The 23,340-nt window shown below is 66.5% G+C and carries 21 protein-coding genes; 13 read left to right on the top strand and 8 right to left on the bottom strand.

The genetic code is table 11. From position 1 onward, the window contains the following. Positions 1-75: 75 nt before the first annotated feature. Both otsB and RQI28_RS07930 read right to left on the bottom strand, forming a co-directional pair. A complete protein-coding gene (otsB, locus tag RQI28_RS07935; protein ID WP_311223100.1) occupies positions 76-813 on the bottom strand; it encodes a trehalose-phosphatase in 738 nt (245 codons plus the stop codon). A 77-nt stretch (positions 814-890) separates the two neighbouring features. Continuing rightward, entirely contained in the window at positions 891-2,141 is a 1,251-nt protein-coding gene (locus RQI28_RS07930) for a multifunctional CCA addition/repair protein (RefSeq protein WP_311223101.1), read from the bottom strand. Between the two features lie 81 nt (positions 2,142-2,222). On the opposite strand from RQI28_RS07930, the gene RQI28_RS07925 reads away from it, so the two are divergent. Then, positions 2,223-2,669: a hypothetical protein gene (locus RQI28_RS07925; RefSeq protein WP_311223102.1), complete on the top strand. Its 447-nt coding sequence runs from the start codon at positions 2,223-2,225 to the stop codon at positions 2,667-2,669. A gap of 27 nt (positions 2,670-2,696) precedes the next feature. Here the strand turns inward: RQI28_RS07925 and RQI28_RS07920 are convergent, their stop codons facing one another. The 3 genes from RQI28_RS07920 to RQI28_RS07910 all read right to left on the bottom strand — a co-directional run bounded on the left by RQI28_RS07920 (position 2,697) and on the right by RQI28_RS07910 (position 4,379). Further along, the gene (locus tag RQI28_RS07920; RefSeq protein ID WP_311223103.1) at positions 2,697-3,005 is read right to left on the bottom strand and encodes an NIPSNAP family protein; all 309 of its coding nucleotides are present in this window, start codon (positions 3,003-3,005) and stop codon (positions 2,697-2,699) included. Continuing rightward, positions 3,005-3,700, bottom strand: coding sequence for a glutathione S-transferase family protein (locus RQI28_RS07915; protein WP_311223104.1), 696 nt, complete (start codon positions 3,698-3,700; stop codon positions 3,005-3,007). The genes RQI28_RS07920 and RQI28_RS07915 overlap by 1 nt, the downstream gene beginning before the upstream one ends. Before the next feature lie 106 nt (positions 3,701-3,806). Further along, positions 3,807-4,379: a 5-formyltetrahydrofolate cyclo-ligase gene (locus tag RQI28_RS07910; protein WP_311223105.1), complete on the bottom strand. Its 573-nt coding sequence runs from the start codon at positions 4,377-4,379 to the stop codon at positions 3,807-3,809. Between the two features lie 14 nt (positions 4,380-4,393). On the opposite strand from RQI28_RS07910, the gene RQI28_RS07905 reads away from it, so the two are divergent. Beyond that, the gene (locus RQI28_RS07905) at positions 4,394-6,376 is read left to right on the top strand and encodes a transglycosylase SLT domain-containing protein (RefSeq protein WP_311223106.1); all 1,983 of its coding nucleotides are present in this window, start codon (positions 4,394-4,396) and stop codon (positions 6,374-6,376) included. Between the two features lie 78 nt (positions 6,377-6,454). Here RQI28_RS07905 and RQI28_RS07900 read toward each other — a convergent pair whose 3' ends face one another. The 3 genes from RQI28_RS07900 to RQI28_RS07890 all read right to left on the bottom strand — a co-directional run bounded on the left by RQI28_RS07900 (position 6,455) and on the right by RQI28_RS07890 (position 10,765). Then, positions 6,455-7,135, bottom strand: a complete 681-nt coding sequence (locus RQI28_RS07900; protein ID WP_311223107.1) for a Fe2+-dependent dioxygenase — start codon at positions 7,133-7,135, stop codon at positions 6,455-6,457. 71 nt (positions 7,136-7,206) lie between these two features. Next, the gene (locus RQI28_RS07895; RefSeq protein WP_311223108.1) at positions 7,207-9,528 is read right to left on the bottom strand and encodes a catecholate siderophore receptor Fiu; all 2,322 of its coding nucleotides are present in this window, start codon (positions 9,526-9,528) and stop codon (positions 7,207-7,209) included. A 286-nt stretch (positions 9,529-9,814) separates the two neighbouring features. Continuing rightward, positions 9,815-10,765: an MBL fold metallo-hydrolase gene (locus tag RQI28_RS07890; RefSeq protein WP_311223109.1), complete on the bottom strand. Its 951-nt coding sequence runs from the start codon at positions 10,763-10,765 to the stop codon at positions 9,815-9,817. A gap of 199 nt (positions 10,766-10,964) precedes the next feature. Here RQI28_RS07890 and RQI28_RS07885 point away from each other — a divergent pair, with 199 nt between their 5' ends. The 11 genes from RQI28_RS07885 (at position 10,965) to RQI28_RS07835 (ending at position 23,340) form a co-directional block, all read left to right on the top strand. Continuing rightward, positions 10,965-12,194: a class I SAM-dependent methyltransferase gene (locus RQI28_RS07885; protein WP_311223110.1), complete on the top strand. Its 1,230-nt coding sequence runs from the start codon at positions 10,965-10,967 to the stop codon at positions 12,192-12,194. A gap of 117 nt (positions 12,195-12,311) precedes the next feature. Next, on the top strand, positions 12,312-13,412 hold the full coding sequence (locus RQI28_RS07880) for a GTP-binding protein (RefSeq protein ID WP_311223111.1): 1,101 nt from the start codon (positions 12,312-12,314) through the stop codon (positions 13,410-13,412). A 347-nt stretch (positions 13,413-13,759) separates the two neighbouring features. After that, positions 13,760-14,257, top strand: coding sequence for an RNA polymerase-binding protein DksA (gene dksA, locus RQI28_RS07875; protein WP_311223112.1), 498 nt, complete (start codon positions 13,760-13,762; stop codon positions 14,255-14,257). A 59-nt stretch (positions 14,258-14,316) separates the two neighbouring features. Continuing rightward, positions 14,317-16,065: an STAS domain-containing protein gene (locus RQI28_RS07870; RefSeq protein ID WP_311223113.1), complete on the top strand. Its 1,749-nt coding sequence runs from the start codon at positions 14,317-14,319 to the stop codon at positions 16,063-16,065. A gap of 82 nt (positions 16,066-16,147) precedes the next feature. Then, positions 16,148-16,693, top strand: coding sequence for an ATP-dependent protease subunit HslV (gene hslV, locus RQI28_RS07865; RefSeq protein ID WP_311223114.1), 546 nt, complete (start codon positions 16,148-16,150; stop codon positions 16,691-16,693). Between the two features lie 115 nt (positions 16,694-16,808). Beyond that, complete coding sequence (gene hslU, locus RQI28_RS07860; protein WP_311230415.1) at positions 16,809-18,134, top strand: ATP-dependent protease ATPase subunit HslU; 1,326 nt, start codon at positions 16,809-16,811, stop codon at positions 18,132-18,134. 263 nt (positions 18,135-18,397) lie between these two features. After that, on the top strand, positions 18,398-18,826 hold the full coding sequence (gene mraZ / locus RQI28_RS07855; protein WP_311222074.1) for a division/cell wall cluster transcriptional repressor MraZ: 429 nt from the start codon (positions 18,398-18,400) through the stop codon (positions 18,824-18,826). A gap of 8 nt (positions 18,827-18,834) precedes the next feature. Next, positions 18,835-19,764, top strand: a complete 930-nt coding sequence (rsmH, locus tag RQI28_RS07850; protein WP_311222046.1) for a 16S rRNA (cytosine(1402)-N(4))-methyltransferase RsmH — start codon at positions 18,835-18,837, stop codon at positions 19,762-19,764. Further along, entirely contained in the window at positions 19,761-20,090 is a 330-nt protein-coding gene (ftsL, locus tag RQI28_RS07845) for a cell division protein FtsL (protein ID WP_311222045.1), read from the top strand. Before rsmH ends, ftsL begins: the two co-directional genes overlap by 4 nt. After that, the gene (locus RQI28_RS07840) at positions 20,087-21,835 is read left to right on the top strand and encodes a penicillin-binding protein 2 (protein WP_311222044.1); all 1,749 of its coding nucleotides are present in this window, start codon (positions 20,087-20,089) and stop codon (positions 21,833-21,835) included. The genes ftsL and RQI28_RS07840 overlap by 4 nt, the downstream gene beginning before the upstream one ends. Further along, a complete protein-coding gene (locus RQI28_RS07835; protein ID WP_311222043.1) occupies positions 21,832-23,340 on the top strand; it encodes a UDP-N-acetylmuramoyl-L-alanyl-D-glutamate--2,6-diaminopimelate ligase in 1,509 nt (502 codons plus the stop codon). Before RQI28_RS07840 ends, RQI28_RS07835 begins: the two co-directional genes overlap by 4 nt.

The raw sequence follows: 23,340 nt of genomic DNA, 5'->3' as shown, positions 1-23,340 counted from the left end.
CTGGCTCGCCCAGCTTGCGCGCGTCCGCCGTCGATGAAGGCAGGGAAGGCGGGTTGGCTTCCGGGGGCGTGGTCGTCATGCGGGAAGTCCTTGCGGGGCGGCCATCTGAAAAATCCATTCGCGCAGCACGGTGGTGTCGTCGCAGCGGGCCAGCGCCTGGGTTTCGCCCGGCCCCACCTTGATGCCGATGCCGCCCAGGGCCTGCACCGCGATGAAGCCGTGTTCGTCGGTCACGTCGTCGCCTGCGAAGACGGGGATGCGGCCCTCAAACGGGGCCAGGCGCATGAAGTCGGCAATCGCATGGCCCTTGTTGGGGCCGGCGGGCTTGACCTCCAGCACGCACTTGCCTTGCATTACCTCCAGCCCGGGCGCCTGCGCCAGAGCGTGCTCGATCGCCGCGCGGCACGTGGCTTCCAGCTCGATCGCCTGGCGGTAATGCAGGGCCACGCCGGCGCTCTTGCGTTCCAGCACCAGGGCGGGATGGCGGTCGAGCAGCGGCTGCAGCACGCGCAGCACGGGCGACAGGTCGGGAGCGGACACGCCGCCCTGCATGCCGTTGCCCAGCCGGTATTGCGCGCCGTGTTCCGACGCTGTGGGCAGTTGCAAGGGGTTCAGGAAGTGATCGATGTCCGCCTGCGTGCGGCCGGTCGCAATGGCCAGTGCACCGTCTAGGTGCTCATGCAGGGTGCGCAATGCAGGCACCACGCCGGGGTGGACCTGCACCGCATCAGGGTGTGGAGCGATGTCGGCGAGCGTGCCGTCGAAGTCGAGAAAGAGCGCGTGGTGCGCCGTCAGCAACGGGGGCTTTTGCATTCGCACAGACCTTACCAGAAGCAGCCGCCAGCGCTGTAGGCCGGATGCTATTGCTGGCCGTGAAGTCGGTGGCTGACTCAGTTGCCAGCAGCGACATCCAGATGCGCCTGCAGTGCTTCGACGCGCGCGCGCCGGATCGCCTCGCCCACCTGCGGGCCGGTCAGGCCGTGCTGGGCCGCTTGTTCTGCGATGGGGCCGGTGGCCACGGCGCGCACGGCGGCCAGCGCGGCGGCCAGCCGGGCACGCTGCGGGTAAGGGTTGTCTTCAAAACCCAGCCGCCCGCGTGCGTCGCATTCGCAGGCCAGCAGCACGTCGTCGAATCGTTCGGGCTTGCGCAGCGCGTCGCAGCGCTCCAGCAGGCGCAGCAGGGCGGCGGCGCCCAGCTCGTTGCTGCGGTGGATGTTGCCGTGTTCGCGCGCCACCACGTCGGCCGTCTCTCGGCAGTCCACCGGCACGCGAAGGCGCTCGGCCACGCCTTTCAGCAGCCGTGCGCTGCGCGCTTCATGGCCGATGTGGCGCGGCAGCACGTCGGCAGGGGTGGTGCCCTTGCCCAGGTCATGCGTCAGGCAGGCGAAGCGCACGGCCAGCGGCGCCTGCAGCCGCGCCGACATGTCCAGCACCATCATCAAATGGATGCCGGTGTCCACCTCGGGGTGGTATTCGGCACGCTGCGGCACGCCCCAGAGACGGTTGACCTCAGGCAGCAGCACGGCCAGCGCGCCGCAGTCGCGCAGCACTTCGAACATGCGCGAGGGCCGCTCTTCCATCAGGCCGCGCGCCAGTTCCTGCCACACCCGTTCGGGCACCAGGTGGTCGGCTTCGCCGGCCTGCACCATCTCGCGCATCAGCTGCATGGTTTCGGGCGCGACGGTGAAGTCGGTGAAGCGCGCCGCGAAGCGCGCCACGCGAAGGATGCGCACGGGGTCTTCGCGGAAGGCGTCGGTCACGTGGCGCAGCACGCGCGCTGCGATGTCCTGTACGCCGCTGTAAGGGTCAAAAAGGCCTGTAGCGCTTGATCCATAAGCGCTGTCAGCTATCGAATTGATAGTGATGTCCCGGCGCGACAGGTCTTCTTCCAGCGTGACGTCGGGCGCGGCGTGCACGGCAAAGCCCCGGTAGCCGTGGCCGCTCTTTCGCTCGGTGCGCGCCAGGGCGTATTCCTCGCGCGTGTCGGGGTGGAGAAACACAGGAAAGTCGCGGCCTACGGGCAAGAACCCCTGCGCGGCCATCTCCTCAGGCGTGGCGCCCACCACCACCCAGTCCTTGTCGTTTACCGGGCGGCCCAGCAGCCTGTCGCGCACCGCGCCGCCTACCAAATAGATCTGCATGCGGGCAGTGTAGCCATGGGGCGCCAGTGCAGGGGTTGCCTATAGTCGGCCACTTCCGCGATGCGAACCTGCCTGCCTGCCATGACCCTTCCTCCCCTCACCATCGTCCAGATGAACCCCGACGGCAGTTTGCCCGTGCCCTCGGCTCCCGCCGTGGACGCCACCGCCGAAGCCGCGCAGATGCAACTGCGCATGGAAGAGCTGCAGTTGAAGCTGGACGCGCTGCAGGAGCTGCTGGACAAGCCGATCAGCGCGATCCTGGCCGAACAGGCCCAGGCGCAGCAGGCGTCCGCCGCCTGGGACGCCTTCGGTGCGATGTGGATGCTGTCGCAGCGCGCCATGCGCCGCGTGGCGATGGACCTGGCCGCCGCGCAGGGCCTGAGCGAGGAAGATGTGGTGCAGCGTGCGCTGGCCCATGCGCGCAACGTGCTCAATGTGGATGGCGAAGACCTGGGCGGCAGCATCGCCGAGGCGCAACTGGCGCACATCGCGCGCCATAGGCCGTTTTTGCGCAAGCAGTTTCGTTGACTGGCATGGCGGCCAGCCGAGTTCAGCTCAGTCGAACACCGGCCTGAAAAAGCTGCGCTCGTAGCTGACGATGCAGCCGGTTTCCTCCGCGTAGCGGAAGGCGGCCTGGCAGTCGGCATCTTCCATCGATTGGTGGCGATAGACCTCGTACGCCGCCAAGCTCTCGAAGGTGAACAGCGCCAGAGCGATGTTGTTGGCGCCTTCGCTGGGCATGAAGTAGCCGTGGTGCTGGCCGCCGAATTTCTCGACCAGCGGAATCCAGAGCCGGCCGTAATGTTCGAATTCACGCAGCCTGGACGTGTTCAGCACGTAGCGCAGGTAGACGGTGACGGCCATCATCCCCCCTGGGTGCCACGCATGCGGTACGGCTCTTCAAACTCGCGAAAGTCGTTCTCGGCCAGCGCGCCTTGCACCCAGGCCTGTACGCCAGGCAGCGCCATGACTTGGTCGACGTACGCCGTGATGTGCGGCGGCAGCGGCAGCGCGTAGGTGACGAGGCGTGCACACACGGGTGCGAAGAACGCATCGGCGATGCTGAAGCCGCCGAACAGCAGCGATCCGCCGTGGTTGTCCAGCAGTTCCGTCCACAGGCTGATGAGCCGGTCCACGTCGGCGCGCACGGCAGCGTTGTCGCGCCAGATCAGCGCGCCGGCTTCGGGCAGGCGCGCTTCGATGTTCATGGGGCAGGCGCTGCGCAGAGCGGTAAAGCCGCTGTGCACCTCGGCGCAAACGCTGCGGGCCACGGCGCGGGCGCGCACATCGGTAGGCCACAGGCCGCGGTGGGGGTACCGCTCCGCCAGATATTCGGCAATGGCCAGTGTGTCCCACACCGCCAAGTCGCCGTCGACCAGCACCGGCACCTTGCCCGTGGGCGAGACGGCATGGATGCGCTGTTTGAATTCCGACGTTTCGTCAAAACTGTCGAAGCGCACCAGCACCTCGTCGAACGCAATGCCGGCCTGCCGAAGCAGCACCCAGGGCCGCATCGACCAGGACGAGTAATTCTTGTTGCCGATGTACAGCTGGAGCATGGTGATTCCTCTCTTGAGCCGGCACTCTACGGGGCCGGCGACTTCCTGTGGTTGCCATTTGCCCGGCCCATTGATGCCTGCCGCACATCAGTGAGCGCACAGCGCTCTACATCGGCCAGACCACGCCGTTGTCGTTCAGGATCGCGTCCAGCGCGCGGTCGTGCGGCTCGGGCTCGAAGTCTTCCAGAAACCCGTGCGTGAACCCCAGGCCCACCGTCGTCGGGCTGGGCTGCAGCGTGGCCAGCGTGCGGTCGTAGAAGCCGCCGCCATAGCCCAGCCGATAGCCGCCCGCGCCGTAGCCCACGCAGGGCACGAACAGCAGGGTGGGCACAATGACTTCGGTGTCCTTGGGTTTCGGAATGCCGTAGGCGTCTTCTTCCATCTCGCAGCCGGGGTACCACGCGTGGAAAGTGAGGGTTTTGTGCTGCTTGTTCACCACCGGCAGGCCGATGCGGCGGCGCTGGGTCTGCTCGATCAGCTCGCCGTCTTCCTTCCATCGGTGCAGGGCGGGCAGGGGGTCGAACTCGCCCTTGATGGGCCAATACGCACCGATCACCGTGTCGGGCCGGTCCACCAGCCAGATGCGCATCACGCGCTGCAGCAGGTCGGCACGCCGCATGCGGTCGGGCAAATTCAGGCGTTCTTCAATCAGTGCGCGGCGCAGGGCTGCTTTGTCCATCACATAATTCCCCAATGCAATTGATCAAGATTCTGACACCGCTTATAGCAGCCGCCGTGTTGGCCGCTGCCGCATCGCCTGCCATGGCGCAAAACCGGGGCGATGAGGCCGTGCTGGAAATGCAAAAGGCCTTCCGCAAGGGCGACCGCCAGTCGCTGACGGGATTGCTGCCCTACACCAAGGGCCACCCGCTGGAACCCTGGGCCGCCTACTGGGAATTGAAGGCGCGCCTGACGGAAGCCCAGCCGGCCGAAGTGGGGTCGTTCCTGCAGCGCTACGCCGGCACCTACCAGGAAGACCGCCTGCGCAACGACTGGCTGCTGCTGCTGGGCCAGCGGCGCGACTGGGCGCAGTTTGCCGACCTGCACCCGGCCTACCGCATGTCCGATGACCGCGAAGTGCGCTGCTACGCCATCACCATCGACCACATCAAGGGCAACGCGCCGGCCAGCGCCGCCGACGAGGTGCTGCGCCTTTGGTACGCCCAGCGCGAGGCGGACGACGGCTGCACGCATGCCGCGTCCGAGATGTTCTCGGCCCGCAAGATCAAGGCCATCGACGTGTGGCGCAAGGCGCGCCTGGGTGCCGACGCCAACCGCTCGCGCGTGGTGCGCGACGCGGTGGAGATCGTCGCGCCCGAGGCCCTGCCGCAGCTGCGCGAGGTGCTCGACAGCCCCATGAAGTACCTGACCGGCCGGGCCAGCGCCGCCAGCAAGGTCAGCCACGAATTGATCGTGCTCTCGCTCATCAAGCTCGCGCGCAGCGACGTGCCGCAGGCCGCCCGCCTGCTGGACGCCAAATGGGGCGTGCAGCTGTCGCCCGAAGAGCGCAACTGGGTCTGGGGCGTCATCGGCCGGCAGGCTGCGGGTTCGCTCTCGGACGACGCCTTGGGCTACTACGGCAACGTCAGCCGTGACGCCGACCTGAACGACGACATGCTGGGCTGGAAGGTGCGCGCGGCCCTGCGCGCCGGGCAATGGAAGGTGGCCGGCCGCGCCATCGACGCCATGAGCCCCGAAGCGCGCAGCGACAGCACCTGGACGTACTGGAAGGCCCGCACCATGCTGGCCCAGCGCCCGGGCGACGACGACCGGGCCGAGATCAAGAAGCTGCTCGAACGCATCGCCGGCCCCAGCGGCTTTTATGAACAGCTGGCGCTCGAAGAGCTGGGCCAGCGCGTGACGGTGCCCGCCGCGCCGCTGCCGCTCACGCCCGAAGAGAAAGCCGCCGCCCGCGCCAACCCCAGCCTGACGCGGGGGCTCTACGCCATCGCTCTGGGCCTGCGCAGCGAAGGCGTGCGCGAATGGAACTACGCCACCAACCTGCACGCGCCCGGCGGCATGCCCGAGCGCGAGCTGCTGGCTGCCGCCGACCTGGCCTGCGCCCAGCAGGTGTGGGACCGCTGCATCAACACCAGCGAGCGCACCAAGACGTCGTTCGACGCCAACCAGCGCTTTCCCATGCCGTTTCGCGAATCCGTGGTGACGCGCGCGCAGGGCATCGGGCTCGACCCGGCCTATGTCTACGGGCTGATCCGGCAGGAAAGCCGCTTCATCATGGACGCGCGCTCGGGCGTCGGCGCATCGGGCCTGATGCAGGTGATGCCCGCCACCGCGCGCTGGACGGCGCGCAAGATCGGCATGACCGGCTTCACCCCCGACCAGATCAACGACCGCGACACCAACATCGCCATCGGCACGGCCTACCTGAAGCTGGCGCTGGACGATTTCGACGGATCGATGGCCCTGGCCGCCGCCGCCTACAACGCCGGCCCGGGCCGCCCGCGCAGCTGGCGCAACGGCCCGGTGATGGACGCCGCCATCTGGGCCGAGAACGTGCCGTTTGCCGAAACGCGCGACTACGTCAAGAAGGTGCTGTCGAACACCACGATGTACTCGGCCATGCTGACGGGCCAGCCGCAGTCGCTCAAGGCCCGGCTGGGCGTGGTGGGGCCGCGCGACATGGCCAGGCCGGAGCCGAACAAGGATCTGCCGTAAACCTTGTGATGCTATTAAAATAATAGCTACTAGCGCTTATATGTAGGGCGCTGGAGGCCTATTGGGCTTGAATTTTTCTCATACCTCGGCCCACATGCGCAACAGGTTGTGGTACTGGCCGGTAAGTGCCAAGGTCTCTTCGGTTTCGCCCAGTCGCGTGCGCAGGCGCTGGATGGTCTGGTCCAGCTCGAACAGCATGCCGCGCTGGGCGTCGTCGCGCACCATGCTCTGGGTCCAGAAGAAGGAGGCCACCCGCTCGCCGCGCGCGACGGGCTCCACGCGATGCAGGCTGCTGGACGGGTAGACGATCAGGTCGCCGGCCGGCAGCTTCACCTCGTGCATTCCATAGGTGTCCACCACCACCAGTTCGCCGCCGTCGTAGTCGTCGGGGTCGCACAAGAAGAGCGTGCTCGACACGTCGGTGCGCATCCAAGGCGCTGCACCGCCCAAGCGCCGCACCGACCCGTCGACATGTAGGCCGTAGGTCTCGCCCGCGGTGTAGCGGTTGAAGAGCGGCGGCATGGTGCGTGCGGGCAGCGCGGCACTGAAGAACAGCTCGCTGGCCGCCAGCGCCTGCTGGATGATGCGGCCCTGTTCCAACGCCACCGGCGCGTTGTCGGGCAACTGGCGGTTGTGCTTGACCCGCGCGCCCTGCGCCCCCACGGTGGCGCGGCCGTCCACCCAGTCGGCGGCGTCGATGGCCGCACGCATGGCACGCACCTGTTCGCGGGTGAGGACGTTGGGGATGTGCAGCATCATGGCTCGGGCTTCTCCATAAAAACGAAAAAAGCCCGGGCTGATGCGGCCCGGGCCTTGGGCGGTGCAGGGCGTCAGAACTTGACGTTGGCCGTCAGCAATGCCGAGCGCGCCGCACCCAGCATGTAGCGGTTGCCGGCATTGTTCACCCGCGCCAGGTAGAACTTGTCGGCCAGGTTGAACACGTTCAGCTGCAGCGACACGTTGCGGTTGACCTCGTAGCCCAGCATGGCGTCGAACACCGTGTAGCTCGGAATGTTGGGGAAGAACGAGGCGGCCGTGATGGCTGCGTTGCTGGTCGAGCGCATCTGCGTGTCCACATAGCGCGCGCCGCCGCCCACCGTCAGTCCCATCGGCAGCTTGTAGGTGGTCCATAGCGTGGCGGTCAGCTTGGGCGAATAGCGGATTGCCGCGCCGTTCTGCGCTGCGGTGCCTTCGAGGATTTTTGCGTCGGTGCGCGCCAGCCCGCCGATGACCTGCCAGACGGGCGTGATCTGGCCGGCGGCGGACAGCTCGATGCCCTGCACGCGCGTCTTGCCGAACTGAACGACCTCATTGGTCACCGGGTCGGGCGTGGTCTGCTCGTTGCGGTTTTCCGTGCGAAAGGCGGCAGCGGTCAGCGTCAGGCTGCGGTTGAGCACTTCCCACTTGGTGCCCAGCTCCAGGGTGCGCGCTTTCTGCGGGTTCACGTTCGGATTGTTGATGTTGGCGGCGGTGGTCGACAGCGCGAAGTCGCTGCCCGGCGGCTTGGCCGACGTGGCGTAGGCGGCATAGATGCTGCCGTTGTCTGCCGGCTTGAAGACCAGCCCCAGCTTGCCCGTCAGCAGGCTGTCGGAGCCGTCGGTGCGCGCCACGGCGGTCGTGGCGCCGGTGGCCGGCAGACTGAGGTAGTCGGTCTTGTAGTGCTCGTAGCGCAGGCCCGCGCTCAACTGCCACTGCGGGCTGAATTCGATGGTGTCGAACGCGTACAGCGCGGCGGTGGTCACTTTGCCCTCGGTGCGGGCGCCTGATTCCCTGACCGGCGCGAAGGCACGGCCCGGGTTGGGGTCGTACAGGTTCACGTAAGACTGGAACGAGGGCACGCCGTTGGTCACCACCCGCACGCCGTTGCTGGCGTCGATCAGGGCAGCGCGTGCACGCGTCACCTGCTCTTCGCGGGCCAGTTCCAGGCCGGCGGTCACGCTGTGCTTGAAGCCGCCGGCATTCAGGTCGGCGGTGATGTTGGTCTGGTTGGCCAGCACTGTGTTGCGCTGGTGCTTGCCTTGGGGCAGCACGCGCATCGACCAGCTCGCCGGATCGTTCAGGTTGGGTGTGATCAGCCCGTTGCTGAACGGCGCGGTCAGCACCAGGTCTTGCGTGGACCGGCCCCAGCGCGTCAGGTTGCGCAGCGTGACGCCGGGCGCCAGGTCGCGCTCGAACTTGGCAGTCAGCTGGTCTGCCTTCACATCGTCGTGGTCCGAGAGGTACCCGTAGTAACGGCTGGTATCTGCCCGGGGGCCATTACCGCCGCGGGCGGCCAGCTGCGGCAGGGTGTAGCCCGCCAGGCCCACGGTCGGCAGGCCGCCGTCGGGGCGGTTGCTCTGGTCCATGTGCAGGTATTGCAAGGTGGTGCGGGTGTCGGTGCCCAGGCCGAACGCCACCGACGGTGCAAAGCCCCAGCGCTGGTTGCGCACGAAGTCGCGGCCGGGCGTGCCGCTGTTTTGCGCCATCAGGTTCAGGCGCACGGCCGATGTTTCGCCCAGCGCTCGGTTGATGTCGGCCGCAATGCGCTTTTGGTCGTCAGTGCCCGCGCTCAGGCTGGCGCTGGAGACGTCGCCCAGCACCGGCTGCTTGCTGCTCAGGTTGATGTAGCCGGTGGGCGCGCCCCGGCCGATGTCAGCGCCTGCCGGGCCCTTGATGACCTCGACCTGTTCGATGTTGAACATGTCGCGGGCGATGGTGCCCACATCGCGCACGCCGTCCACGAAGATGCTGCCCTGCGTGTCGAAGCCGCGCAGGAACACGGCGTCGCCCGTGGCGGTGTTGCCGTTCTCGCCCAGCTGGAAGGTGATGCCGGGCGTATTGCGCAGCGCGTCGGTCAGCGTGGTGGCGGCCTGCTCTTGCAGCACCTCCTTGCGGATCACGGTCACGGTCTGCGGCGTGTCCAGCAGCGGCTGGGTGAATTTGGGCGACGACGGGGCGCTGGGTTGGTAGCCGGTGTCGCGGGCGGACTCGACCTTCACTTCCTTGAGGGTGGTGCCCGTGGCCACGGGCGTGGCCGTGTCGGACTGCTGGGCATGCGCCGGCAGGCCCAGCGCCACTAGCGCGGCGGCAGCGGCAAGGCTGGCGGTGGATGCAGGCTGCCGTGCGCCTGCCGTGTGTTTGCGGCTTTGGATGTACTTGGTGTTGTGTGCCATTGGAGACCCCCCGGTGAAGAGAACTTGCGTTCGCTGGCTGTCCGGGTGGCGCACGTCAAGTGCGTGCCGTATGAGGGCGTTTTCCGAAGGGCTGGCTGCTGTCGAGTTACAAAAAAGCGGGACTGAACCGTCTGTAACTCGATGCGGCAGATGGTAATAATTCTCAGTAACAAAGTCCAAGCAATGTTGCACACCGCCTGCCTCAGGCGTGGCAATGCCGCTACAGACCCCCACCGGTGCAGCGCCGCGACACCGTGCTGCAGAGCGGCCCGGAGACGTTGGCTGCTCAGGTGTTGTATGCGACGGCGCCTTCGACCCGGGCCGCGCCGGAGTCCACCAGCGCCTGCAGCAGCCTGTCGATCCAGCCGGTCAGATCGGCACCTTGCTGCGCGAAGTAGCGCGCGTGCAGCATGTCGAAGTAGGGCGTCGCCGCGGCCCAGCCCTGCACCTGCGCAACGGGCGCTTGCTGCCATTCCAGCAGCTTGTACTTCAGCAGCACCTTGGCGGCGTACAGCGCGTGGCGGGCTGGGTCTTGCGTGAATCCGTCCAGCCGTCGCCGGGCGGTGGCCAGGGCCTGGGCCACGTCGGTGAACACCGGGCCGTGGCCCGGAATGACGATGCGCGGCGCCAGCTTCTCGATGCAGTCCAGCGTCGCGGCGACATCGGCGAAGGCGTGCTCGCCTTCCAGTTCGGGGAAGACCACGCCGAAGCCGTTTTCCCACAGCGCGTCGGCAGAGATCAGCACCGCGTCCTCGGGCTCGAACAGCACGACGGAATGCGTGTCGTGCCCCGGCGCGGCGTGCACCTGCCAGTCGCGCCCGCCCAGGCGCACGGTGCTGCCGGGCTGCAGCACGCCGTTCATGTGAAAGCGCGGGCAGTCCTGGCCGGTGGGCGTGTAGCTCAGCGCGTCGGGGTTCCACTCGCGCACATGCGCCGCCTGGCCGGGCGGGATCAAGGTGCGCAGGCTGGGGAAAGCCGCCTGCAGCGCCGCGTTGCCGCCGCAGTGGTCGCTGTGCAGATGGGTGTTGACGAGGGTGGCAAGCGGCAGGCCTTCGCCCAGGCTGGCCTGCACCAGCGCGACGGTCTGCTCGGCATGGGTGCAGTAGCCGCTGTCCACCAGCGCCGCGTCTTCGGGGCCGCACAACACGATGTTGTTGGCCGACAGCCAGCCGCGCTCGAGCACCGTGATGCCGGCGGGCAGATGAACCGGCGGGGCGGATGAAGAGGGGCTGGGCATGGGCTTTGAGCGTATCCGGGGTGACGGCGCCCACGCAGGCTGGGAAACCCGCAGGCCGTGGGCATGCATGGCAAAAATTCGAGTCAAATTGGCCTCTAGCGCTTATTCATCAAGCGCTTATAGCTATCATTTTGATATCAATGGCTTTGTCTGAGCCCGTGGCCAGTGGCCCCGCACGGAGCGCCGACAATACGGCCCCATGAAAACCATTCGCCTGCGACCCGGCAAGGAGCGTTCGCTCCTGCGCCGCCACCCCTGGATCTTCGAGTCGGCCATTGCCAAAGGCGGCGGCGACAGCGGCGAGACGGTGCGCGTCGAATCGGCCGAGGGCCAGTTTCTTGCCTGGGCGGCATTCAGCCCGGAGTCCCGCATCCGCGCGCGGGTCTGGAGCTTTGATGAGCAGCAGCGCATAGATGATTCTTTTTTCATAGCTGCTTGCGCCCGATCCATAAGCGCTAGAGCCCGATTTGACATTGAAAGCGATGGCGTGCGGCTGGTGCACGGCGAATCCGACGGGCTGCCCGGGCTGATCGTGGATCGGTACGGCGATGGCAAAAAGGACGGCGACGAGGCCGTGTTGGTCGCGCAATTCACCAGCGCCGGCACCGAGCGCTGGAAGGACGTGATCGCCAACGCGCTGCTGCAGGCCAGCGGTGCCAGGCATCTCTACGAACGCTCCGACGCCAGCGTGCGCCAGCTGGAAGGGCTGGAGCCCGCCACCGGCTGGCTGCGCGGCGGCACGGCCGACGGCGGGGCGCCGGTGCCTGTGGAGCGGTCGCTGCGCGAACACGGCTGGCAGCTCACGCTCAACATTGCCGAAGGCCACAAGACCGGCTTCTATCTGGATCAGCGCGACAGCCGGCAACGATTTTTCAATGCGGTACGGCGGCTGGGCTCGCAACGCGTGCTGAACTGCTTTTGCTACACCGGCGGCTTCTCGGTGGCGGCACTGGCGGGCGGGGCGGGGCACGTCACCTCCATCGATTCATCGGGCCCGGCGCTGGAGCGGGCCCGCGCGCACGTCGCGCTCAACGGCTTCGACGCGTCGCGCGCCGACTTTATGGACGCTGACGTGAACGCCTCGCTGCGGCAATTTCTGAAAGACGGCCGCACCTTCGACGCCATCGTGCTCGACCCGCCGAAGTTCGCCCCCACCGCCGCTCACGCGGAGCGGGCCGCGCGCGCCTACAAGGACATCAACCGCCTGGCCCTGCAACTGCTGGAGCCCGGCGGCGTGCTGTTCACCTTCTCGTGCTCGGGCGGCATCAGCGCCGACCTGTTTCACAAGATCGTCGCCGGCGCAGGGGCGGACGCGGGGGTGGACGGCTACATCCTCGAACGTCTGGGCGGTGCGCCGGACCATCCCATGACGCTCGAATTTCCTGAAGGGGAATACCTCAAGGGCCTGGTGGTCATGCGCAAGGGTTGACAGGCCGCGCACGGCGGGTTGCGCCGTCCATCCCGCTGCAAGGGGTTGACAGCCTCGCTAAACTTTTCAAAGCACCTGTTGCACAGGCTCCCTCAATTTTCGAAAGCGCCTTCGACCATGTCTCTCATTCCCGTCACCATCCTCACCGGCTTCCTCGGCTCGGGCAAGACCACGCTGCTCAAGCGCCTGCTGACCGAGGCGCACGGCCAGAAGATCGCCGTCATCGAAAACGAGTTCGGCGAAGAGAACATCGACAACGACATCCTGGTGACCGACTCGACAGAGCAGATCGTGCAGATGAGCAACGGCTGCATCTGCTGCACCATCCGCGAAGACCTGCGCGAGACGCTGCAGTTGTTGGCCGCCAAGCGCCGCAAGAACCTGCTGGAATTCGATCGCATCGTCATCGAGACCACCGGCGTGGCCGACCCGGGCCCCGTGGCGCAGACCTTCTTCATGGATGAGGAAATTGCCGAGACCTACCTGATCGATTCGATCATTACGCTGGTGGATGCCAAGCACGCTGCGCAGCAGCTGAACGACCGGCAGGAGGCACGCCGCCAGGTAGGCTTTGCCGACCAGATCTTCCTGTCCAAGACCGACCTGGTCACGCCGCAGGACACCGACGCGCTGATCCACCGCCTGAAGCACATGAACCCGCGCGCGCCGATCAAGGCGGTGCATTTCGGCGAGGTGCCGATCTCGGAAGTGCTGGACCTGCGGGGCTTCAACCTGAATGCCAAGCTCGACATCGACCCGGAATTCCTCAAGGAAGAAGGGCATGACCACGCACACGACCATGCGCACGACCATGGCAATGCACATGATGGCCATGACCATCACGACCATGCCCCCGGCGAGCAGTGCGACCACCCCTCGCACGCGCACGGCCAGGGCCAGGGCCACCACCATCACCATGACGATGACGTGAAGAGCTTCGTCTTTCGTTCCGAGCGACCGTTCGATCCGGCCAAGTTGGAAGACTTCCTGGGCGCCATCGTCAACATATACGGCCCGCGCATGCTGCGCTACAAGGGCGTGCTGAACATGAAGGGCACCGAGCGCAAGGTGATCTTCCAGGGTGTGCATCAATTGATGGGCAGTGACCTGGGGCCGCAATGGGCCGAAGGCGAAAAGCGCCTGAGCAAGATGGTGTTCATCGGCATCGAGTTGCCACAGGACATCTTCCTACAGGGACTGGAGCAGTGTCTGGCCTGAGTATGGGAATGCGGTTGGTGGAGTTGCGCGGCGGTCTGCCGACGTAGGAGAACGCCGCATTTCTCGCTCGGTGCGGTGCAAGGGGTTTTCTCCGGGGCGCAGGTGGATACAATCGCGCCCCGGTAAAACCCCCCCAAGCGCGCACCGGGCTTGGCCCCAATGAGCGAGGAGACAGGGAAGTGAAAGGCCCATCCATCCGATTCGACACCGTGGCCGCGCGAGCCGCCCGGTGGGCTTTTTGGAATGCATCACCCTGCCGACTTCCCGTTCACTCCGATTGACCGTACCATCCCTGGAACCCACGGTGGCTTCCCCTCCGGATCGCCACAGCCAGCTCAACACATACCATGTCTACCACTCTGCAAGCCCAACCCTCCGTGGCGGCCGCCAAAAAAGATCCTAAGCTGGCTAACAACTGGAAGACCAAGGCGGTTGAAGAGCTGTCTGACGCTGAAGTCATGGCCATGCCCGATGGCGAGTACATGAACGAAAAGCAGATGGCGTTCTTCCGTCACAAGCTCGTTCAGCTCAAGCAAGAAATCCATGCCAGTGCCGGTGAAACCACCGAGCATCTGCGCGAAGACACCGTCGTGGTTCCCGATCCGGCCGACCGTGCCACCATCGAAGAAGAGCACGCCCTCGAGTTGCGCACCCGCGACCGCGAGCGCAAGCTGCTCAAGAAGATCGAGCAGTCCATCGCCCGCATCGATGCTGGCGACTACGGTTACTGCGACGAAACCGGCGAGCCCATCGGCGTCGGCCGCCTGCTGGCGCGCCCCACGGCCACGCTGTCGCTGGAAGCCCAACAGCGCCGCGAGCTCAAGCAAAAGATGTTCGGCGACTAAAAAAGCCGCACGACCGCCCGCCCTCCGATCCACCGCACTGAGCCTTTGCGTCGCCCTGCATGACCAAGGAAGAGTCGTCCCGCGGACTGCTGTCCAAGATGGCGCGCTTCGTGCGCAACCCGACCGTCAACTGGACGGAGCTGGACTCCATCGAAGCCGACCGCGAGAGCCAATACAGCAAGCAGGTGCTCAAGGAGATGATCGAGCGCAAGCGCCGCAACGACTTCGTGCGGCGCCGCGAGTTCGACCAGCTGCGCAAACTGCGCCAGCGCGAGGCCCTGCACGGCCAGCGAACGGAAGACCCGACCGCGCGGCCTTCGTTCTTTCAAAGCAGCATGGCATCGCCCGACGAACGGGCCGTCACGCTCAAGAAGATCGACGAGATCGAAGCGCAGATGTCCCAGCAGTGGTGGAAGGGCCGCGGCACCGGTGCACCGGCGGGTGAAGGCGCGATGGCCGGCCAGCCAGGCCAGCCAGGCCAGCCGGCGGGTGCGACGACGCCCGTGCAGGCAGGCGCCACGCAGGTCAATGCCTTCGCACCTACGGAGCCCGCCAGCCTGGTGGGTGATCTGGGCCAGGCGCCCGCTGTGCAGCCGCTCTTCTCGCCTGAAAGTATTCAGGACGCTGCGAGCTCTCGAGCCCCCTTGACGCCGCCTGCACTGCCGCCGGCCGCAGGCGTTGCCGCGCCAGCCCAGCCATCCTCATGGCCCGAGCCGCCCGTGTTCGTGCACGAGCCCGACCTGGAGGAGGCCGCCATCCGGTTCGCCAATGGCGACCACGCTGGCGCCGAGGCCGCGTTGCGCGACGTTCTGGCTCTGCATGCCACCGACACACCGGCGCAGCAGCTCGATTTCTGGATGACGCTGTTCGACCTGTACCGGGCGACCGGCGAGCATGAACGGTTCGACACGCTGGCGATCGACTTCGCTGCCTTGTTTGATCGGTCTGCGCCAATGTGGTTTTCGTTGCCCGCGCTGGTGGGTGCGGCTGCGGCCACCCCCGCGCAGGACGTGCCCGGAGCCGCGCAGCGCGAATTCAAATGGTCGGCACCGCCTACGCTCACGCTGCAGTCCGTGGCTGCGCTGCAGGCGTCCACCCTGCGCGCGCCTGCACCGTGGGCTTTGACCTGGTCGCGCCTGCAGTCCATCGATGCGGCAGTGGTCCCGGTGCTGGCCGATCTGTTCAGCCAGTGGGCCGAGCAGGACGTGCAGCTGGTGTTCCACGGCGTCGACACCTTGCTGGGTGTGCTGCAGCAACTCACGCCGTCGGGCGACCGCAATGCCGAGCCGCAAGGCTGGCGGCTGCACATGGCCGCGCTGCGCATGATGGGTCGGCCCGACGAATTCGAGCTGGTGGCGCTCGACTACTGCGTGACCTACGAGGTGTCTCCGCCATCCTGGGCCTCGCCTCGCTGCGGCTACAGCGGCGACGACCAGGCCGCAGACACCGACATGGCTGCGCTGGAATCGCCTCTGGACGACCCGCATTCAACTTCGGGCTTCGAGATTTCGCGTCCTTCGATGCTGGATGAGCCCGTTGCCGCCTTGTCGGGCCGCGTGGAAGGCGATGCCGGCCCGCTGCTGGCCCCGCTCGAGGCGATGGCCCAACCCGGCGCGCCGCTGGTGGTGGCCTGCGAGCGGCTGATCCGTGTCGACTTTGCGGCGGCCGGCTCGGTGCTGAACTGGACGGCCGAGCAGGAAGCGCAAGGCCGCTCCGTGCAGTTCGTGAATGTGCCCCGCCTGGTGGCGGTGTTCTTCAACGTGATCGGCATCAACGAACACGCCCGGGTCGTGCCCCGCACGAACTGACCGGCCGCCTCGCCACAGTCGGCGGAGCCGGTGGCACCGCCAACGCTTGCAAAAGCCGTTCTTGCCCCTACCTGCGGGCGCTATGGAACAGTTTCACGGCACCACCATCCTCAGCGTCCGCCGCCAGACGGCAGACGGCATTCAGGTCGCCATCGGCGGCGACGGCCAGGTCACCCTCGGCAACATCGTGGTCAAGGGCACGGCGCGCAAGGTGCGCAAGCTCTACCACGGCAAGGTGCTGGCAGGCTTTGCCGGCGCCACGGCCGATGCCTTCACGCTCTTCGAGCGCTTCGAGGCCAAGCTGGAAAAGCACCAGGGGCACCTGACACGCGCGGCCATCGAGCTCACCAAGGACTGGCGCACCGACCGCGTGCTGCGCCGCCTGGAGGCCATGCTGGCAGTGGCCGATGCCAGCGCCTCGCTCATCATCACCGGCAACGGCGACGTGCTGGAGCCCGAGCAGGGCATCGTTGCCATCGGATCGGGCGGCGCCTACGCGCATTCGGCGGCCAAGGCGCTGCTGGCCCACACCGACCTGTCTGCCCAGGACATCGTCAAGAAGTCGCTGGAGATCGCCGGCGAGCTGTGCATCTACACCAACATGAACCACACCATCGAAACGCTGTGATCGCCAATCGGCGTTGCTGCACCCATCGATTGCTATTAATTTAATAGCTTCTAGCGCTTGATGGATAAGCGCTAGAGGCCTATTTGACACTGAATTCACAGAAGGCAGGCACAGCATGTCCTCCATGACCCCCCAGGAAATCGTCTCCGAACTCGACCACCACATCGTGGGCCAGAACGGCGCCAAGCGCGCCGTGGCCATCGCGCTGCGCAACCGCTGGCGCCGCCAGCAGGTGGAAGGCAGCCTGCGCCACGAGATCACGCCCAAGAACATCCTCATGATCGGCCCCACCGGCGTGGGCAAGACCGAGATCGCCCGGCGCCTGGCCCGGCTGGCCGACGCGCCGTTCATCAAGGTCGAGGCCACCAAGTTCACCGAGGTGGGCTATGTGGGCAAGGACGTGGACTCCATCATTCGCGACCTGGTGGAGATGGCCGTCAAGCAGACGCGCGAGGCCGACATGAAAGGCCTGCGCGCCCGCGCCGAAGACGCGGCCGAAGACCGTATCCTCGACGTGCTGGTGCCGGCGGCACGCAGCGCCAGTGGCGATGCTTCGCCCACTGACAACACCGCGCGCCAGGTCTTTCGCAAGAAGCTCCGCCAGGGCGAGCTGAACGACAAGGAGATCGACATCGAGGTAGCCGACGCCCGCCCGCAGCTCGAGATCATGGGGCCGCAGGGCATGGAAGACATGGCCGAGCAGCTGCGCGGCATGTTCAGCCAGATGGGGCAGGAGCGCCGCAAGACGCGCAAGCTCCAAATCGGCGAGGCGCTCAAGCAGCTGACCGACGAAGAGGCCGCCAAACTGGTCAATGAAGAAGATGTGAAGACCCGGGCGCTGGCCAATGCCGAGCAGAACGGCATCGTGTTCATCGATGAGATCGACAAGGTCGCCACGCGCCAGGAATCCAGCGGCTCGGACGTGTCGCGCCAGGGCGTACAGCGCGACCTGCTGCCGCTGGTTGAGGGCACGACCGTGTCCACCAAATACGGCATGGTCAAGACCGACCACATGCTGTTCATCGCCTCGGGTGCCTTTCATCTCAGCAAGCCCAGCGACCTGATTCCTGAGCTGCAGGGGCGCTTTCCGATCCGGGTGGAGCTGGAATCGCTGTCGGTGCAAGACTTCGAAGCCATCCTGACGCAGACGCATGCGTCGCTGGTCAAGCAGTACCAGGCGCTGCTGGCAACCGAGGGTGTGACGCTGGCCTTCACCCCGGAAGGCATCACACGGCTAGCCCACATCGCCTTTGAGGTGAACGAGCGCACCGAGAACATCGGCGCGCGCCGGCTCTCTACCGTCATGGAGCGGCTGCTGGACGAAGTGAGCTTCGATGCGGCGCGCCTGTCGGGCCAGACGGTGAACGTCGATGCCGCCTACGTCGACGAGCGTCTGAAGACTCTGAGCCAGGATGAAGACCTGTCCCGATACATCCTGTGATGACTCGCGGCGTAGCGCTACGCCGCTTCAGGTTTCACATGCACACAGCCACCTAAGTGCTTGCTTGATAAGGATTTTCGGAGATTTCCAGTGGCAGGAATCTCCGCTAAGTCCTTGATTTCATTGCAAAATTTTGTTGCATCCCCTCTTGATCGCTGCACGTTTGCTGCTACAGTGGGAAAAAGTGCAATTAAGTGGTGAAAAGTGCCGAGTCAGCGTCGTTCGCGGCTGACACGGGCGCCACCAACCTGGGGTTCCATTCCGTGTTTCAAGGGGCGTCATCGCTGAGTCTGGATGCCAAGGGGAGGCTGTCTGTGCCGACCCGGCATCGTGACGTCCTTTCGGCCACCGCCGGTGGGCAGCTCACCATCACCAAGCATCCGCACGGCTGCCTGATGGTGTTCCCGCGCCCCGAATGGGAGAAGTTCCGCGAGCGCATCGCCGAGTTGCCCATGTCCGCCCAGTGGTGGAAGCGCATCTTCCTGGGCAACGCACAAGACGTGGAGATGGACGGCACTGGCCGCGTGCTGGTGTCGCCCGAGTTGCGCCAGGCGGCCGGCATCAGCCGTGACACCATGCTGCTGGGCATGGGCAATCACTTCGAGTTGTGGGACAAGGCCACGTACGAAGCCAAGGAAGCCGAAGCCATGCAGGCAGCCATGCCTGAAGTCTTTCAGGACTTTTCGTTCTAGGGCCGTCGGTGGACTCCACGTTGCAACACACCACCGTTCTGCTGAGCGAAGCGGTCGACGCCCTATTGGGTGCGGCCGGCGATACGCCGTCCGGCACTTTCATCGATGGCACCTTCGGGCGGGGCGGGCATTCGCGCCGCATCCTGCTGCGGCTGGGGCCGCAGGGGCGCCTGGTGGCGTTCGACAAGGACCCTGAAGCCATACAAGAGGCAGCGCGCATCACGGATGCGCGTTTTGCTATCCGTCACGAAGGTTTCCGAAACCTCAGCGAACTGCCCGAAGGCAGCGCGGCCGGTGTGCTGCTGGATCTGGGCGTCAGTTCGCCGCAGATCGACAGCCCCGAGCGAGGCTTCAGTTTCCGGTTCGACGGCCCGCTCGACATGCGCATGGACACCACGCGCGGCTTGAGCGTGGCCGAGTGGTTGGCCGACGCCGAGGTCGGCCAGATTGCGGAGGTGATACGTGATTACGGCGAAGAACGGTTTGCTGGCCCCATTGCAAAGGCGATTGTTGCGCGTCGGCAGGAACGCGGCCCCCTTGCAACCACCGCAGAACTGGCCGATCTCGTGGCTGGTGCGGTCAAGACCCGCGAAGCAGGCCAGAACCCTGCAACGCGCACATTTCAAGCTCTTCGGATTTTCATCAACGCCGAGCTTGAAGAACTGCAGCAGGCGCTAGAGGCCAGCCTGCGCTTGCTGGCGCCTGGCGGGCGGCTCGTGGTCATCAGCTTTCATTCGCTGGAAGACCGCATCGTCAAGCAATTCATCGTGCAGCACTCCAAGGAGGTCTACGACCGCCGAGCGCCTTTCGCTGCGCCCAAGGCCATGCGGCTGAATGCGCTCGACCGCATCAAGCCCAGCGCCGCCGAGGTCGCTGCCAACCCGCGTTCGCGCAGCGCGGTGATGCGCGTGGCCGAGCGCACGGACGTTCCGGCATGACGCGCCTCAACCTCATGCTGCTGCTGGCCGTCATGGCCAGCGCCATGTACCTCGTGCGCACGCAATACGAGTCGCGCCGGTTGTTCACCGAGCTCGATCGCGCGGTGGCCGAATCGCGCCGCCTGGAAACCGAACACCAGCGCCTGCAGGTGGAGAAGCGCGCCCAGGCCACGCCGCTGCGCGTGGAAAAACTTGCGCGCGATCGCCTGCAGATGCGCACCGCCACGCCTGCCATCACGCAGTACGTGACCGACAGCGGCGCCATCGTGCCGCCCGTGGTGGCGCCCGCGCCGCCCGCCAACCCGCAACCCGGAAGGCGGCCATGAGCAGCCGCAGCGTCAACTACACCTCCAGCCCGCTGCTGGCCGCGCGCACGCCGCTGTGGCGCAGCAAGTTCGTCGTCGCCCTGGTGGCGCTCGGCTTTCTGGCGTTGGTCGGCCGTGCGGCCTACGTGCAAGTGTTTGGCAATGCATTCTTTCAGCGGCAGGGCGAGGTGCGCTTTGCCCGCACGCTGGAGCTGCCGGCCAACCGCGGCCGCATTCTCGACCGCAACGGTTTGATCCTGGCCTCCAGCGTGCCGGCCGCCAGCATCTGGGCCATTCCGGAGGATGTGGATCAGGACAGCTCCGAAGTGCAGGCCAAGCTGCGTCAGCTGGCCAAGCTGCTGGAAATGCCCCTGCCCGCGCTCAAGTCCAAGCTGGCCGACGAGGACAAGACCTTCGTCTGGATCAAGCGCCAGCTCGACTGGGATGTGGGCCAGCAGATCGCGGCGCTCGACATCAAGGGCATCTATCAGCGCAAGGAATACAAGCGCCAGTATCCGGAGGGCGAATCCGCCGCTCACGTGGTGGGCTTCACCAACGTGGAAGACCAGGGCCAGGAAGGCATGGAGCTGGCCTTCAACAAGGAGTTGGGCGGCAAGCCCGGCTCGCGCCGCGTCATCAAAGACCGCATGGGTCGCGTCGTCGAGGGCGTGGGCGCCGAGGTGCCCCCGGTGGACGGCCAGGACATGCAGTTGTCCATCGACAGCAAGGTGCAATTCTTCGCCTACCAGAAGCTGCGCGATCAAATCGCTCTGCACAAGGCCAAGGCCGGCAGCGTGGTCGTGCTGGACGCGCACACGGGCGAATTGCTGGCGCTGGCCAACTACCCCAGCTATGTGCCCGACAAGCGGCAGAACCTCACGGGTGAGCAACTGCGCAACCGCGCGCTCACCGACGTGTTCGAGCCGGGCTCGACCATGAAGCCTTTCACCATCGGCCTGGCATTGAACAGCGGCCGAATGAAGCCGGAAACCATCGTCGACACCAACCCGGGCCGCATCACCATCACGGGCTCCACCATCTCGGACACAAGCAACCACGGTGTTTTGACCGTGGAAGGCGTGATCCAGAAGTCCAGCAACGTGGGCACCACGAAGATCGCCATGCAGATGCCGGCCAAGGAGATGTGGGAAACGTTCTCTGCGGCCGGCTTCGGGCAGAAGCCGCAGGTCAACTTCCCCGGCGTGGTCACCGGCCGGCTGCGGCCCTACAAGACCTGGCGCCCGGTGGAGCAGGCCACCATGTCGTACGGCTATGGGCTGTCGGCCAGCCTGTTCCAGATGGCGCGCTCGTACACGGTGTTCTCCAACGGCGGCAAGATCATTCCGGCCACCATGCTCAAGAGCCACGAGCCGGCCGTGGGCGTGCCCGTGTTTTCCGAGCGCACGGCCGACCAGGTTCGCAAGATGCTGCAGATGGCTGCGGGCCCCGGCGGCACCGGCCAGAAGGCGCAGACCGTGGGCTACTCAGTGGGCGGCAAATCGGGCACGGCCCGCAAGCAGGTGGGCAAGAGCTATGCGTCGGGCAAATACCGCTCCTGGTTCACCGGCATGGCGCCCATCGACAAGCCTCGCATCATCGTGGCCGTGATGATCGACGAGCCCAGCAACGGCGTGTTCTACGGCGGCGCCGTCGCCGGTCCGGTGTTCAGCGAAGTGGTGCAGCAGACCCTGCGCATGATGGGCGTGCAGCCCGACATGGCGATCAAGCCGCAGATCGTGGCCAATACGGTGGAGGAATCGCTATGACGACGACCTTGTCGCTCACCTCCGCGCAAGAGGCGGTGCAATGGCTGCAGCAGCGCGTGACCGGCACGCTGCACACCGACAGCCGCCGTGTGGCTCCCGGCGACGGCTTCATCGCGTGGCCAGGCGCTGCCACCGACGGCCGCGCCCATGTGGACGACGCGCTGGCCCGGGGGGCTGCGGCCTGCCTGGTGGAGCAGGAAGGCATCGACGCCTTCGGCTTCGTCATTCCACAGATTGCGGCACTGCGCGGTTTGAAGGCCGCCACGGGCGCCATCGCCGCCGAATGGTTCGGCCATCCCTCGCAGCATGTGGACGTGCTGGCCGTGACCGGCACCAACGGCAAGACCAGCACCGCGTGGTGGCTGGCCGATGCGCTGAACGTGTTGTCTGCCCAGCAACTGGCGGCGCCCGGGGGCTGCGCCATGGTGGGCACGCTGGGGCTGGGCGTGCCGCCCGCGCTCGAATCCACCGGCATGACCACGCCCGACCCGGTGCAGCTGCAGCGCGCCTTTCAGCGCTTTGCCGAGGCCGGCCATGTGGCCTGCGCCATCGAGGCCTCGTCCATCGGCCTGGCCGAGCACCGCCTGGCCGGCACCCGCGTGCGCATAGCGCTGTTCACCAATTTCACGCAGGACCACCTGGACTATCACCCCAGCATGGCCGCCTACTGGCAGGCCAAGAGCATGCTGTTCGACGCGCCCGGCCTGAAGGCAGCGGTGGTCAACATCGACGACGCGCGCGGTGCCGAGCTGTACGCCACGCTGGCTGATCGGCCGCTCGATTTGTGGAGCGTGTCCATCCACGAGCCCGCACGGCTGCAGGCGCGCGACATCGTGCATGGCGATTCCGGCCTGTCGTTCACCGTGGCCGAGGGCGCGCAGACGCACGTGCTGCAAACGCAGCTGATCGGCCTCTACAACGTTTCCAACCTGCTCGGCGTGCTGGCCGCGCTGCGCGCCGTGGGCGTGCCGCTGGAGCATGCGCTCTACGCCTGCGCCCAGCTCACGCCGGTGCCGGGCCGCATGGAGCAGATCAGCCTGCCCGGCCAGCCCCTGGTGGCGGTGGACTACGCCCATACGCCTGACGCGCTCGACCAGGCCCTGCAGGCGCTGGCCCCGGTAGCGGCAGCGCGCGGCGGGCGGCTGTGGTGTGTGTTCGGCTGCGGCGGCAACCGCGATGCGGCCAAGCGCCCGCTGATGGGCGCCGTGGCGCAGCAGCGTGCCGACCATGTGGTCGTCACCAGCGACAACCCGCGCGGCGAAGACCCGGCCGAGATCATTCGGCAGATCCTGCAAGGCGCCGTAACGGGCCTGACCGTGCAGGCCGAGCCCGACCGCGCCGCCGCCATTGCGCTGGTGCTGCAAGAAGCGGGTGCGGACGACGTGGTGCTCATCGCCGGCAAGGGCCATGAGGACTACCAGGAAACGGCGGGCGAACGCCGGCCCTTCTCCGACATGGAACACGCCCGCGCCGCCCTGGCCCGGCGCACAGGGGGCGCTTCGTGA

The organism is Acidovorax sp. WCS2018Noco2-16, from assembly GCF_031843945.1.
In the GTDB taxonomy this organism is placed as follows: Bacteria; Pseudomonadota; Gammaproteobacteria; order Burkholderiales; family Burkholderiaceae_C; genus Paracidovorax.
This window is presented reverse-complemented; position numbering and strand designations above follow the sequence as displayed.

What these genes read in the sequence shown, in the direction of transcription:
- otsB (WP_311223100.1), bottom strand. Translation starts at nt 813, where the DNA reads ATGCAAAAGCCCCCGTTGCTGACGGCGCACCACGCGCTCTTTCTCGAC.
- RQI28_RS07930 (WP_311223101.1), bottom strand. Translation starts at nt 2,141, where the DNA reads ATGCAGATCTATTTGGTAGGCGGCGCGGTGCGCGACAGGCTGCTGGGC.
- RQI28_RS07925 (WP_311223102.1), top strand. Translation starts at nt 2,223, where the DNA reads ATGACCCTTCCTCCCCTCACCATCGTCCAGATGAACCCCGACGGCAGT.
- RQI28_RS07920 (WP_311223103.1), bottom strand. Translation starts at nt 3,005, where the DNA reads ATGGCCGTCACCGTCTACCTGCGCTACGTGCTGAACACGTCCAGGCTG.
- RQI28_RS07915 (WP_311223104.1), bottom strand. Translation starts at nt 3,700, where the DNA reads ATGCTCCAGCTGTACATCGGCAACAAGAATTACTCGTCCTGGTCGATG.
- RQI28_RS07910 (WP_311223105.1), bottom strand. Translation starts at nt 4,379, where the DNA reads ATGGACAAAGCAGCCCTGCGCCGCGCACTGATTGAAGAACGCCTGAAT.
- RQI28_RS07905 (WP_311223106.1), top strand. Translation starts at nt 4,394, where the DNA reads ATGCAATTGATCAAGATTCTGACACCGCTTATAGCAGCCGCCGTGTTG.
- RQI28_RS07900 (WP_311223107.1), bottom strand. Translation starts at nt 7,135, where the DNA reads ATGATGCTGCACATCCCCAACGTCCTCACCCGCGAACAGGTGCGTGCC.
- RQI28_RS07895 (WP_311223108.1), bottom strand. Translation starts at nt 9,528, where the DNA reads ATGGCACACAACACCAAGTACATCCAAAGCCGCAAACACACGGCAGGC.
- RQI28_RS07890 (WP_311223109.1), bottom strand. Translation starts at nt 10,765, where the DNA reads ATGCCCAGCCCCTCTTCATCCGCCCCGCCGGTTCATCTGCCCGCCGGC.
- RQI28_RS07885 (WP_311223110.1), top strand. Translation starts at nt 10,965, where the DNA reads ATGAAAACCATTCGCCTGCGACCCGGCAAGGAGCGTTCGCTCCTGCGC.
- RQI28_RS07880 (WP_311223111.1), top strand. Translation starts at nt 12,312, where the DNA reads ATGTCTCTCATTCCCGTCACCATCCTCACCGGCTTCCTCGGCTCGGGC.
- dksA (WP_311223112.1), top strand. Translation starts at nt 13,760, where the DNA reads ATGTCTACCACTCTGCAAGCCCAACCCTCCGTGGCGGCCGCCAAAAAA.
- RQI28_RS07870 (WP_311223113.1), top strand. Translation starts at nt 14,317, where the DNA reads ATGACCAAGGAAGAGTCGTCCCGCGGACTGCTGTCCAAGATGGCGCGC.
- hslV (WP_311223114.1), top strand. Translation starts at nt 16,148, where the DNA reads ATGGAACAGTTTCACGGCACCACCATCCTCAGCGTCCGCCGCCAGACG.
- hslU (WP_311230415.1), top strand. Translation starts at nt 16,809, where the DNA reads ATGTCCTCCATGACCCCCCAGGAAATCGTCTCCGAACTCGACCACCAC.
- ftsL (WP_311222045.1), top strand. Translation starts at nt 19,761, where the DNA reads ATGACGCGCCTCAACCTCATGCTGCTGCTGGCCGTCATGGCCAGCGCC.
- RQI28_RS07840 (WP_311222044.1), top strand. Translation starts at nt 20,087, where the DNA reads ATGAGCAGCCGCAGCGTCAACTACACCTCCAGCCCGCTGCTGGCCGCG.
- RQI28_RS07835 (WP_311222043.1), top strand. Translation starts at nt 21,832, where the DNA reads ATGACGACGACCTTGTCGCTCACCTCCGCGCAAGAGGCGGTGCAATGG.